The organism is Mycobacterium neumannii (assembly GCF_048452905.1).
GTDB classification, from domain to species: domain Bacteria; phylum Actinomycetota; class Actinomycetes; order Mycobacteriales; family Mycobacteriaceae; genus Mycobacterium; species Mycobacterium neumannii_B.
Map to the genome: position 1 here is coordinate 130,150 of NZ_JBCGVF010000003.1, position 12,402 is coordinate 142,551.

A 12,402-nucleotide genomic window follows, 5' to 3' on the forward strand; every position below is an offset into this window, starting at 1 on the left:
GATCCCTTTAACCGGCGAAGGCGGCCACGGGCCCGATAACGATGATCGCAGGCGGCCGAATTCCGTCCTCCCGGATGCGTTCTGCGACATCGGCGAGCGTCGCGCGCAAAGTACGCTGTGCGGCGGTGGTGCCGTGCTGAACAACCAGAACCGGCGTATTCGCAGGTCGTCCGCCTTCCTGCAGAGCCTCGGCGAACAGTTCGATGCGTTCGACCGCCATCAGCAACACGATGGTGCCCGAGAGCGCGGCCAAGGCATTCCAATTCACTAACGATTCGGGATGCCCGGGCGCGACATGCCCGCTCACCACCACGAATTCGTGCGTGACGTGCCGGTGGGTGACGGGCACACCCGCGAGCGCGGGAACCCCTATGGCACTGGTCACACCGGGTACGACGGTGACCGGGATACCGGCCTCGGCGCACGCCAGCACCTCTTCATATCCGCGGGCGAACACGAACGGGTCGCCGCCCTTGAGCCTTACGACGAACTTGCCCTCTTTCGCGCGGTCGATCAGCAGGCCGTTGATCGCGTCCTGTGCCATGGCCCGGCCGTACGGGATCTTCGACGCGTCGATGACCTCGACATGCGGCGGCATCTCGGCCAGCAGTTCCTGCGGTGCGAGGCGATCGGCGACGACGACGTCGGCGTGCGCCAACAGCCGACGCCCGCGAACGGTGATCAACTCGGGGTCGCCCGGTCCCCCTCCCACGAGCGCCACCCCGCCGTGTACGACGTCGGTGGTCGCCGAACTGTCCGGTGCGATGAGCCCGCGCTGCATGGCCTCGTGGATCGCCGACCTGATCGCCGCCGACCGGCGGTGCTCACCGCCGGCGAGCACACCGACCGACAGCCCCTCGTACTCGAACGATGCGGGGGTGACGGCCGTGCCCTCGACGGCCACGTCCGCGCGCACACAGAAGATGTGGCGGTCCTCGGCCTCGGCGACGACGGTGGCGTTGACGGCCGGGTCGTCAGTGGCCGCGATCGCGTACCAGGCGCCCTGAAGGTCGCCAGGTTGAAACTCGCGCAGCTGCAGCGTGATTCCACTCATCGCCTCGACCGCGGGCGTGGCCTCGCGCGCGATCACGACCACGTCGGCGCCGTTGGCCACCAGAAGCGGCAAGCGGCGCTGCGCGACACTGCCGCCGCCTACGACGACGACTTTCCTGCCGGTCAGGCGCAGACCGACCAGATAGGCGTTCTCGATCACTGATCCGGATCCTGTTCGCGCGAGCTCATCGGCGCGAGCTTAGAGGTTGCGGCCACCGCCACGAAGCGGCTGATCGCCCGCGGGTGCGCGGCGGGGTGGGTGTGCAGGTAGCCGGCATGCACTGCGCCGTTCACGACACCGTCCCTCCTGCGGCCGGCGGCCTGGCCGGTGAAGATCCACGCGGGGGCGTAGTCGTCTTTGAAAGTGACTGCGGTGCGGTGAAATTCGTGTCCCATCATCCGGTCGCCGATCGAGTGCAATGGCGAGTCGGCCACCACGACGGCCTCGCGGTAGCCAAGTGTGAGGCGGTCGGTGAACGTCGCCGAGCCGGAGATCACCCCACACATCGGGTGACCATCGAGGTCGTCGACGAGATAGGTCAGGCCCGCGCATTCGGCGTGCACGGGGGCCCCCGACGCCGCCAGTCGTCTGATCTGCGTGCGGGCGACGTCGTTGGCCGAGAGTTCGGCGACGAACTCCTCCGGGAAACCGCCGGGGACGACGAGGGCGTCGGCGCCCGACGGCAGCGCGTCGGTCAGCGGGTCGAACTCGACGACCTCGGCGCCCGCCGCGGTGAGCACTTCGCGATGTTCGGCGTAACCGAAGCTGAACGCCCTGCCCGACGCCAGCGCCACCATGGCGTTTCCGCCGACGGGAGTCACCTCCTCGGCGTCCCAGGGGTCGTCCATGACCCTGCTGTCGGCCAGCGCGGCGATCCAGCCCAGGTCGACGTGGCGACCGACGAGCGTGGTCATCGCCTCCACCGCCTCCCGCGCCCTGTCGCCGTGTTCGACCGCGGTAACCAAGCCCAGATGACGTGAAGGGACAGACATTTGGTCGCACCGGGGAATCGCACCCAAGACCGGGATGCCGGCGTGTTCGCAGGCTTGGCGCAGCACCTCCTCGTGGCGCGGCGAGCCGACGCGGTTGAGGATCACCCCGGCGACGCGAACCGAGGTGTCGAACGTCGAAAAGCCGTGCAGCAGTGCGGCGATGCTGTGGCTCTGTCCGCGGGCGTCGACGACCATGACGACCGGCGCGCCCAGCAGAGCGGCGACATGCGCGGTGGATCCGAACGCATTGCCGCGCGACTCCTCGGTGATGCGGCCGTCGAAAAGCCCCATCACGCCTTCGATGACCGCGATGTCGGCTCGGGCGCTGCCGTGCCGGAACAACGGGCCGATCAGGTGCTCCCCCATCAGGACGGGGTCGAGGTTGCGGCCGGGCCGTAGCGAGGCCAGCGCGTGATAGCCGGGGTCGATGAAGTCGGGGCCGACCTTGAACGGCGCGACCGCCCGGCCCGCCCGCCGCAGCGCTCCCATCAAACCCGTTGCGACGGTGGTCTTTCCGCTACCCGACGCGGGCGCGGCGATCACCACCGCAGGCGTCGCCCTGGTCACGGCGCCCATTCCCCGCGAGCGTGCGTGTGTGCACACGACACGCCACCAATTCTCGACACTTTGCGCACGCTCGCGCGACGGTGCGTCACCACTCGATGCCCTTCTGACCCTTGCGCCCGACGTCCATCGGGTGCTTGATCTTGGTCATCTCGGTGACCAGATCCGCGGCATCGAGCAACTGCTGCGGCGCGTCGCGACCGGTGACGACGACGTGCTGCATCCCGGGTCGCGAGCGGATCGTCTCGACCACCTCGTCCACGTCGATCCAGCCCCACTTCAGCGGATAGGTGAACTCGTCGAGCACATAGAAGTCGTGGCGTTCGTCGGCGAGCCGCCGCGCGATCTCGGCCCAGCCGTCGGCCGCCGCCGCGGCGTGGTCGACGTCGTCGCCGTGTTTGCGCGACCAGGACCATCCCGAACCCATCTTGTGCCACTGCACCCGTCCCCCGACACCGTGCTCGTCGTGCAGCTTGCCGAGTTCGCGGAAGGCCGCTTCCTCGCCCACCTTCCACTTGGCGCTCTTGACGAACTGAAACACCGCAATATCAAAGCCCTGATTCCATGCGCGCAGCGCCATGCCGAACGCCGCGGTCGACTTGCCCTTACCCGCACCGGTGTGCACGGCGAACAGTGGGGCGTTGCGGCGTGCGCGGGTGGTCAACCCGTCGTCGGGAACCGTCAGCGGCTGACCCTGAGGCATATGTACCTCTCCCTATTCCGTGTGGCCCATCTCAGGCGGCGGTGCGGATCACGTCGGTGAGGCTGTCCGCCCGCAGCTGGGCCAGCCGCACCGCCGGGGCGTCCAGTTGTTCGGCGAGCTCTTCGGCCAGACCCAACCGCACATACGACGTTTCGCAGTCCACTACGACCGCGGCGGCGCCTTCGGCCACCAACCGCGCGGCGGCCGAGCGCGTGCGCCCCAAGGGGTCGGCACCGCCGGTGGCGCGTCCGTCGGTCAGCACCACCACGAGGCTGCGTCGGGCGCGGTCGCGTGCCTTCTCCCTCACGATCAGGTCGCGCGCCGCCAACAAGCCTTCCGCCAGAGGCGTCTTGCCGCCGGTGTCGAAACGGGCCAGGCGCCGGCTGGCGATATGCACCGACGACGTCGGGGGCAGCAGGACTTTCGCGTCGCTTTGGCGGAAGGTGATGACGGCGACCTTGTCGCGGCGCTGGTAGGCGTCGCGCAACAGCGACAGCGCCGCACCCCCGACCGCGGACATCCGGTCGCGCGCGGCCATCGACCCCGACGCGTCGACCACGAAGATCACCAGGTTCCCCTCGCGGCCCTCTCGGATCGCGCGCCGCACATCGCCCGGTTGCGGCCGGGGCGCTCCGGGTCTGCGTTGGCTCTCCACGGCGGCCAGCAGGGTGCCGAACACGTGCACGCCATGACCGGTACGGCCGTCTGGCGTGGCCGAGATCGTCTTGCCGGTACGGTTACGCGCCCGCGACCGGCGACCTGGCGCCCCCTCCCCCACACCGGGCACTACCAGCGAGCGGGTGCGGAACACCGCCGAGGGTGCCGCGCTGGGACGCGAGGTACTCCCCGAATTCCGTTGCAACGGTTGCCCATCGCGGCTGTCATCCTCCGGCGGCGACGACGCGCCACCGCCTGGCGGTTCCGGATCCGGTTCGGGGTCGGGGTTTTCGTCGGTGGCCTCGTCGGCCTGCGCCATCGCGTCGTCGAGTTGACCTGGATCGAGGCCGGGGTCGTCGAACGGGTCGCGGCGTCGGCGGTGCGGCAGTGCGAGTTCGGCGGCCACCCGGATGTCCTCCTCGGTCACCACCTCGGCCCCGCGCCACGCGGCGTGCGCGACGGCGGTCCTGGCGACCACCAGGTCGGCACGCATGCCGTCGACGTCGAACGCCGCGCACAACGCCGCGATCCGACGTAATTCGGTGTCGGGCAACGAAACCGAGTCGACCGAAGCGCGGGCCGCCGCGACACGGCGCGCCAGTTCGTCGTCGTGTTCGGCGTAGCGTTGGGCAAACCCGGCGGGATCGGCCTCGTACGCCATGCGTTGTCGGATCACCTCGACGCGCACGTCGACGTCGCGCGAGGCCCGCACGTCGACGGTGAGCCCGAACCGGTCGAGCAGCTGTGGACGCAGTTCGCCCTCTTCGGGATTCATCGTGCCGATCAGCACGAAGCGTGCCTCATGGCTGTGCGACACCCCGTCGCGCTCGACGTGCACCCGGCCCATCGCCGCGGCGTCGAGCAGCACGTCGACCAGATGGTCGTGCAGCAGGTTCACCTCGTCGACGTAGAGCACGCCGCCGTGCGCTCGGGCGAGAAGTCCCGGCGAGAACGCGTGCTCACCGTCACGCAGCACCTTCTGCAAATCCAGCGAGCCGACCACCCGGTCCTCGGTGGCGCCTATCGGCAGTTCGACCAGCTGACCAGTGGTGCCCGACGCCCTGTCCGCTGCGGCCGCCGCTTCCAGCACCTTGGCCAGGCCCCGCACCGCCGTCGACTTCGCGGTGCCCTTCTCCCCGCGGATCAGCACCCCTCCGATGTCGGGGCGGATCGCGCACAGCAGCAGCGCCAGCCGCAGACGGTCATGGCCGACGATCGCGCTGAAGGGATAGGTCACGGCTTCAGCATAGGGACGTGCGGAATGCCGTCCTGCATGAACTCCTCTCCGTCGCGGACGAAGCCGAGGCGGGCATACATATCGGCCAGGTACGTCTGGGAGTCGATGCGGCAGGGATAGTCGCCCACCTCGGCCAGCGCGGCCTGGAGCAGCCGCGTGCTGTGCCCCTGCCCGCGCACCTCACGCTTGGTGCACACCCGGCCGATGCGGAAGCCCTTCTGCCCGCCGGGATGCTCCTCCATCAGACGCAGCGTCGAAATCACCTCACCGGTGGACGTTTCCAGCCAGAAGTGCCGCGTCTCGGCGAGAAGATCGCGGCCGTCGAGTTCTGGATACGGAATGGCCTGCTCCACGACGAAGACCTCGACCCGCAGCTTGAGCAGTTCGTAGAGCGTTGCGGCGTCGAGGTCTCGAGACCAGCTGCGGCGCAGCGCAACCGTCATCCCGTGGCCACCGCCGAGGACTCCTCGAGGCGCAGGACCCGCGTTCCGTGCGACCACACCTCGTCGAACAGCGCAGGCTCGGAGGACAACTCGTGTCCCAGCGACGGCACCATCTCCTTGATCTCGGACTCCCACACCGGATAGCGCTTGGCGAAGCAGCGTTGCAGCACGTCGATCATCGCGGGCACCGCGGTCGAGGCGCCCGGGGAAGCGCCGAGCAGCCCGGCGATGGTGCCGTCACCGGAGGTGAGCACGGTGGTGCCGAAGTCGAGGACGCCCTTGCCGCTCTTACCGCAGATGACCTGGACGCGTTGCCCCGCCACGTTGAGCTCCCAGTCGGATTCCTTTGCGCTGGGCGCGAACTCGCGTAGCGCTTCGATTCGCTCGGCGTCCGACAGCATCAGCTGGCCCACCAGGTACTTGAGCAGTCCGAACTGGGTGAGCGCGACGTTGACCATCGACGCGACGTTGTTGAGCGTGATGGATTCGGGCAGGTCCGAGACGTCGCCCTGTTTGAGGAATTTCGGTGACCAGCCGGCGAACGGCCCGAACAGCAACCAGGACCGGCCGTTGATGACGCGCGTGTCCAGGTGCGGGACCGACATCGGCGGCGCACCCACCGGCGGCTGGCCGTACACCTTGGCCTGGTGCGCATCGGTCAGGCGCGGGACATCGGTGCGCAGGAACTTGCCGCTGACCGGGAAGCCGCCGAAGTTCTTGGCTTCCTTCATGCCTGCCTTCTGCAACAGGTTCAACGCCCCGCCACCCGCGCCGACGAACACGAAGCCGGCCTTGAGCTTGCTGGTTCGCCCGGTGCGCAGATTGACCAGCTTCAGCGTCCACGAACCGTCGGACTCCTGCTCCAGATCGCGCACCTCATGCCCGAAATATGTGGTCATACCGCGCTGGGCGACGTAGCCGAGCAGCTGGCGTGACAAGGCGCCGAAGTCGACGTCGGTGCCCTGCTCGGTCCAGTTGAGCGCGACCGGTTCGGAGAAGTCGCGCTTCTCGGCCATCAGCGGCAGCCGCCGGGTGAACTCGTCCTCGTCGTCGATGTACTCCATGCGCGCGAACAGCGGGTTGGTCACCAACGCTCCGTAGCGGCGCCGCAGATACTTCACGCTTTCGGCGCCGTGCACGAAACTCACATGCGGGATCGGGTTGAGGAAGCTGCGCGGATCGCTGATCAACCCGTTCTCCACCGCGTACGCCCAGAACTGGCGCGTCACCTGGAACTGCTCGTTGACCCGCACCGCCTTGGAGATGTCGATCGACCCGTCGGGCTGTTGCGGCGTGTAGTTCAGCTCGCACAGCGCCGAGTGGCCGGTACCGGCGTTGTTCCAGGCGTCGCTGCTCTCGGCGGCCGCGGCGTCGAGGCGCTCGATCAGTGTGATGTCCCAGTCGGGCTCCAGCTGTCGCAGCAGCGCGCCCAACGTTCCGCTCATGATGCCGGCCCCGATGAGCACGACGTCTGTCTTTCTCGGTTCGTCAGACACTCTCAGTTCCCCCGACTGGACTCGGTTTTCCGCTCGCGGCGGTCATGGTCGATCATCAGGTTAGCCCGCAAAGGGCGTTCTCAATCCCCGCGCGATCAGCGCGCGGAACGCCATCGGGCCGCTTCACGCGGCGGCACCGGCTGTCGCGACTATCGTTGCTGTCGTGCCCGACTGGAAGGCAGACGTGCTGCCGGGCTACTGGCAACACACGATGGCCCTCGGCGCGGACCCGGACGGGGAGGGCGAGCTCGTCGCGACCCTGGTGCGCCGTGGCGAGCCGGATCGGTCGGCCATGCGCGCGGTGCTGTTGGTGCACGGGTTCACCGACTACTTCTTCAACATCGAGCTCGCCGATCACTTCGCCGGTCGCGGATTCGCCTTCTACGCGATCGACCTGCACAAATGCGGGCGTTCGTGGCGCGAGGGCCAGACACCTCACTTCACCACCGACCTGGCCCGCTACGACGTCGAACTCGAGCGCGCACTCGACATCATCGGTTCGGTGTCCCCCGCGGAGATCCTGGTGTACGGGCACTCGGCCGGTGGGCTGATCGTGTCGCTGTGGCTGGACCGGTTGCGTCGCCGCGCGCGGACCGGGCGCAAACGCGTCGGCGGCCTCGTGCTGAACAGCCCGTGGCTGGACCTACAGGGGCCGTCGATCCTTCGGGCCGCACCGACGCGCGCCGCACTGGGCGCCGTCTCGCGGGTGAACAAGCGGCTGGTGGTGCGCCCGCCGAGCGAGGGTGGCTACGGTTCGTCGCTGCACCGCGACTACCACGGCGACTTCGACTACGACCTGAAGTGGAAGCCCGTCGGCGGCTTTCCCGTCACGACGGGCTGGATCACCGCGATCCGCCGGGGCCACGCGAGACTGCACCGCGGTCTCGACGTGGGTGTGCCCAACCTCGTCCTGCGCTCGGACCGCAGCGTGCGCGAGGTGAAGGACCCGGACGCGATTCAGAAGGGCGATGCGGTGCTCGACGTCAAACAGATCGCCCGGTGGGCCGGATGCATCGGCAACCGGACCACGATCGTGCCGATCGTCGACGCCAAGCACGACGTGTTCCTGTCGGTACCCGAGGCACGGCGGGCCGCCTACGGCGAACTGGACCGGTGGCTGGACTGGTACCTCGACCCGGCCGGCCGCGGCTCTGCCGTCACCCGATCCCCAGGAGGCTGGTCATCATGACGCACTTCGACATCGCGATCATCGGAACCGGCTCGGGTAACTCGATCCTCGACGAGCGCTACATCGACAAGAAGATCGCGATCTGCGAGCAGAGTGTGTTCGGCGGAACCTGCCTCAATGTCGGTTGCATCCCGACGAAGATGTTCGTCTACGCGGCAGGCATCGCCGACAACGTCAGGGACGCGGCGCGATACGGCGTCGACGCGCACATCGACGCGGTGCGATGGCCCGACATCGTCTCGCGGGTGTTCGGACGGATCGACCCGTTGGCCGTCGCGGGAGAGAACTACCGCCGCTCCTCACCGAATGTGCAGGTGTTCTCCAGCCACACCATGTTTGCGCCCACGAGACCCGACGGCCGGTACTGGCTGCGCACCGACGACGGCGATGAGTTCACCGCCGACCAGGTGGTGATCGCGGCCGGTTCCCGCGCGGTGGTACCCGACGCGGTCACCGAATGCGGTGCGCCGTACCACACCAGCGACACGATCATGCGGATCACCGATCTGCCCGAGCACTTGATCATCGTCGGCGGTGGTTATGTCGCTTGCGAATTCGCCCACATCTTCTCGTCGCTCGGCAGCAGGATCACGCTGCTGATCCGCGGCAGCACACTGCTGCGCGGCCATGACGACGACATCGCGATGCGCTTCACCGACATCGCCGCCAAGAAGTGGGAGGTGCGCAACCATCACGAGCTCGCCGACGCCCGCGAGGTCGACGGCGGCGTCGAAGTCACCTGTCACGACGGCTCGAAACTGCGCGGTGACGTCCTGCTGGTCGCGACTGGTCGCGTCCCCAACGGCGACCTGCTCGACGCAGAGCACGCCGGTGTGAAGGTGACCGCAAGCGGACAGGTCGTCGTCGACGAATATCAACGCACCACCGCCCGCGGCATTTTCGCGCTCGGTGACGTCTCGTCGGACTTCCAGCTCAAGCATGTGGCCAACCACGAAGCGCGCGTCGTCAAACACAACCTCCTGCAGGACTGGGACGACACGGACGCGCTCATGCCTGCCAACCACCGCCATGTCCCGTCGGCGGTCTTTACCGACCCACAGATCGCCAGCGTCGGGTTGACCGAGAACGAGGCGCGCGCACAGGGTTTCCGGATCCGGGTGAAGATCCAGGATTACGCCGACGTCGCCTACGGGTGGGCGATGGAGGACACCGCGGGTATTGCCAAACTCATCGTCGACGACGACACCGGGCTGCTCCTCGGTGCGCACATCATGGGCCATCAGGCGTCATCGCTGATCCAGCCGGTCGTCCAGGGCATGGCGTTCGACCTGCCCGCGCAGGAGATGGCGCGCGGGCAGTACTGGATTCACCCCGCCCTGCCGGAGGTTGTCGAGAACGCATTGCTGGCGCTGTGTGGCGAGCCGCCGTGGCCGCCGTCCCGACGACACTGACTTCCCGGCGATTTGTGCACATCTGGGAGCGCTCAACGCTCCTCGATGTGCACAAGTCAGGGCGGGCGGGTGGGCACCTCGAAACCCCACGGCAGCTCGAGCCGGTGCGCGGCAAGCAGTTCGGTGTCGGCGAGGATCTCCCGGATGGGCCGGTCGGCGACGATCACGCCGCGGTCCATCACGACCGCCCGCTCGCACAGCTGGGCGGCGTAGGGCAGGTCGTGCGTGACGATCAACATCGTGGAGTTCAGCGCGGACAACGTCTCGGCCAGTTCCCGGCGAGCGACGGGATCGAGGTTCGCCGACGGTTCGTCGAGCACGAGGATGTCGGGTCGGCAAGCCAGCACGGTCGCCAACGCCGCACGGCGACGCTGGCCCGCCGACAGGTGGGTGGGGCTGCGGTCGGCCTCCTCGGTCAGAGACACCGTCTGAAGCGCTTCTCGCACCCGGTCGGCCAGCGCGTCACCGCGCAAGCCGAAGTTGGCGGGACCGAATGCCACATCCTGGGCGACCGTCGGCATGAACAATTGGTCGTCGGGGTCCTGGAAGACCAGGCCCACGCGCCTGCGCACGTCGTGAAGCGTCTTGCGGGTCAGCGCGACATCGGCGATGCGCACCGAACCCGACGTCGCGGTCAGCACGCCGTTGAGGTGCAGCATCAGCGTGGTCTTGCCCGCGCCGTTGGGGCCCAGCACGGCGATGCGTTCGCCGCCACGCACGGTCAGGTCGACACCGTCGAGGGCGACGTGGCCGTCCGGGTAGACGTGGCGCAGACCCTCGATCGTGATCGCGTTCATCGCAGCACCCACGCCGACGCGGAAACCGCCACCGCGGCCGCGGCCGGAGCCATCACGATCACCCACTGCGACGCGACCGCGCGCGGTGGCGCACCGATCACGGCCAGATCCGGTGCGTTGCCGTCGAACCCGCGCGACAGCATCGCGACGTAGACTCGTTCACCGCGTTCGTAGGACCGCAGGAACAGCGCACCGATACCCCTCGCGATCGCACCGGCCTGATGCAGGACGCGCGGTGAATCGCCACGCGATATGCGCGCCATGCGCATCCGGCCGGCCTCGGCGGTCAGCAGGTCGACGTAGCGGATCATCAGCACAAGCACAGACGTCGCGATCGCGGGCACACCGAGCCGACCCAGCGCGGTGGGCAGCTCTGTCGTCGACGTGGTGGCGGCCACGGTCAGTGCCGCCGCGACCCCGAGCGTGCCCTTGATGACGATGCCCCATGCCGCCCACAACCCGCTGACCGAAAGCGCCACTCCCGCAACGTCGATTCGTTCGCTGCCCTCGGCGAACGGCAGCAGCACGGCCAGGACGAGGAACGGCGCTTCGATCAGCATCCGCGGCAGGACCCACCGCAGCGGAATGTGCGCGAGACGCCAGATGCCGACGACGATCACCGCGTAGACGACGAAGGGCCAGAACATCTCCCGCGGGGTCGCGACGACCGCGAGTACGAACACCACGAGGCAGACGACCTTCACCTCGGCGGGGGCGCGATGCACGATGGAGTCGTCGTGCCGGTAGAGGGGGTGAGCGCCCGCGCCCACGATCAGCCCGATCCGCTGCGGTCGGTCGCCCTGCGGCTCCGCGCGATCAACCAGAACACCGATCCTGCGACGACGAGCGTCGCGAGCACGCCGACGATCCCGGCGATGCCGCCGGTGCCGTCGCGTCCGCCGACGGCGTAGTCGGCGAGCGGGGAGGCCGCCAGGCTGTGCTCCTCGGCGTGCTGGGCTATGCACTCTCCGGTGAGTTCCTCGCCCTCGGCGGTCTCGACGACCTCGCACCCGCGCAGCGTCGTCGAGTCGAGCCCGTCGGGGCTCGAGCTGGCGAAGTACGACACCACCCCCGCGATCAGCAACGTGACGACCGCGAAACCCGCCAAGAACTGCCAGCGCGACCTCATGCCGCGACCTCCTGTCGGGTCCGGCGCAACAGGTAGACGAGGTCGGGACGCGAACGCGCGACAGCCATCACGGTGACCGCTGTGATGACGCCCTCTCCCACGCCGATCAGCGCATGGGTGCCGAGCATGTAGCCCGTCACCGCGCCCATTGACGTGGTGGCCGCGCCGCCGATCGCGTACTCGACGACGAAGCCCATTGCCGCACAGATGGTCCCGATCAGCGCAGCGACGAAGGCGATCACGCCCAGGCCGGCCACTGGTACTTCGGCGCGCTTCCTGACCATGGTGTAGAGCAGGACGGCGGTCAGATAGCCGGCCGCGACACCGATCACCGCCATGTTGACGATGTTGGTGCCCAGCGCGGTGACCCCGCCGTCGGCGAACAGCAGCGCCTGGACCACCAGCACGATGGCGATGCACAGCGCCCCGGTGTAGGGGCCGACCAGGATCGCGGCGAGCGCCCCGCCGAGCAGGTGACCGCTGACCCCCGGCAGGATCGGGAAGTTGATCAACTGGACGGCGAAGATGAACGCGGCGACGAGGCCTGCCAGCGGCACCGTGCGCTCGTCGAGTTCGTTGCGCGCTTTGGTCGCGCAGAGCGCGACTGCGGCGACAGCGATGACGCCGAAGACGACGGAGGTCGGGGCGTTGACGATGCCGTCGCTCATGTGCATCGCAACGTACGAAGAGGTCACCCCGCGAGCCTAAAACTCGCATGCAACACCTGTC

The 12,402-nt window shown here is 68.4% G+C and carries 12 protein-coding genes; 2 read left to right on the forward strand and 10 right to left on the reverse strand.

Features of this window, described 5'->3' with window-relative positions; genetic code table 11:
• Nucleotides 1-7: 7 nt before the first annotated feature.
• From cobA to mqo, 6 genes are all read right to left on the reverse strand, one after another.
• The gene (cobA, locus tag AAHH99_RS06835) at nucleotides 8-1,213 is read right to left on the reverse strand and encodes a uroporphyrinogen-III C-methyltransferase (RefSeq protein ID WP_418767988.1); all 1,206 of its coding nucleotides are present in this window, start codon (nucleotides 1,211-1,213) and stop codon (nucleotides 8-10) included.
• Nucleotides 1,210-2,622 carry a cobyrinate a,c-diamide synthase gene (locus tag AAHH99_RS06840; protein ID WP_418767989.1) on the reverse strand — a complete coding sequence of 471 codons (1,413 nt, stop codon included), beginning with the start codon at nucleotides 2,620-2,622 and terminating at the stop codon, nucleotides 1,210-1,212. Before AAHH99_RS06840 ends, cobA begins: the two co-directional genes overlap by 4 nt.
• A gap of 76 nt (nucleotides 2,623-2,698) precedes the next feature.
• Entirely contained in the window at nucleotides 2,699-3,313 is a 615-nt protein-coding gene (gene cobO, locus AAHH99_RS06845) for a cob(I)yrinic acid a,c-diamide adenosyltransferase (protein ID WP_418767990.1), read from the reverse strand.
• 31 nt (nucleotides 3,314-3,344) lie between these two features.
• Complete coding sequence (locus tag AAHH99_RS06850) at nucleotides 3,345-5,207, reverse strand: magnesium chelatase subunit D family protein (RefSeq protein WP_418767991.1); 1,863 nt, start codon at nucleotides 5,205-5,207, stop codon at nucleotides 3,345-3,347.
• On the reverse strand, nucleotides 5,204-5,650 hold the full coding sequence (locus AAHH99_RS06855) for a GNAT family N-acetyltransferase (protein WP_418767992.1): 447 nt from the start codon (nucleotides 5,648-5,650) through the stop codon (nucleotides 5,204-5,206). Before AAHH99_RS06855 ends, AAHH99_RS06850 begins: the two co-directional genes overlap by 4 nt.
• Complete coding sequence (gene mqo / locus AAHH99_RS06860) at nucleotides 5,647-7,146, reverse strand: malate dehydrogenase (quinone) (protein WP_418767993.1); 1,500 nt, start codon at nucleotides 7,144-7,146, stop codon at nucleotides 5,647-5,649. Before mqo ends, AAHH99_RS06855 begins: the two co-directional genes overlap by 4 nt.
• Before the next feature lie 211 nt (nucleotides 7,147-7,357).
• Here mqo and AAHH99_RS06865 point away from each other — a divergent pair, with 211 nt between their 5' ends.
• Nucleotides 7,358-8,335 (forward strand): alpha/beta hydrolase, encoded by a 978-nt coding sequence (locus AAHH99_RS06865; RefSeq protein WP_418769538.1) that lies wholly within the window; start codon nucleotides 7,358-7,360, stop codon nucleotides 8,333-8,335.
• A complete protein-coding gene (gene mtr, locus AAHH99_RS06870; RefSeq protein WP_418767994.1) occupies nucleotides 8,332-9,747 on the forward strand; it encodes a mycothione reductase in 1,416 nt (471 codons plus the stop codon). The genes AAHH99_RS06865 and mtr overlap by 4 nt, the downstream gene beginning before the upstream one ends.
• Nucleotides 9,748-9,803: 56 nt before the next feature.
• On the opposite strand, the gene AAHH99_RS06875 is transcribed toward mtr, so the two are convergent.
• Genes AAHH99_RS06875 through AAHH99_RS06890 form a run of 4 tightly spaced genes read right to left on the reverse strand, consistent with a single transcriptional unit; the run spans nucleotide 9,804 to nucleotide 12,347 of the window.
• A complete protein-coding gene (locus AAHH99_RS06875; RefSeq protein ID WP_418767995.1) occupies nucleotides 9,804-10,544 on the reverse strand; it encodes an energy-coupling factor ABC transporter ATP-binding protein in 741 nt (246 codons plus the stop codon).
• Nucleotides 10,541-11,314: a cobalt ECF transporter T component CbiQ gene (cbiQ, locus tag AAHH99_RS06880; RefSeq protein WP_418767996.1), complete on the reverse strand. Its 774-nt coding sequence runs from the start codon at nucleotides 11,312-11,314 to the stop codon at nucleotides 10,541-10,543. The genes AAHH99_RS06875 and cbiQ overlap by 4 nt, the downstream gene beginning before the upstream one ends.
• Before the next feature lie 2 nt (nucleotides 11,315-11,316).
• Complete coding sequence (locus tag AAHH99_RS06885; protein WP_418767997.1) at nucleotides 11,317-11,673, reverse strand: PDGLE domain-containing protein; 357 nt, start codon at nucleotides 11,671-11,673, stop codon at nucleotides 11,317-11,319.
• Entirely contained in the window at nucleotides 11,670-12,347 is a 678-nt protein-coding gene (locus tag AAHH99_RS06890) for an energy-coupling factor ABC transporter permease (RefSeq protein WP_418769539.1), read from the reverse strand. Before AAHH99_RS06890 ends, AAHH99_RS06885 begins: the two co-directional genes overlap by 4 nt.
• Nucleotides 12,348-12,402 lie beyond the last annotated feature (55 nt).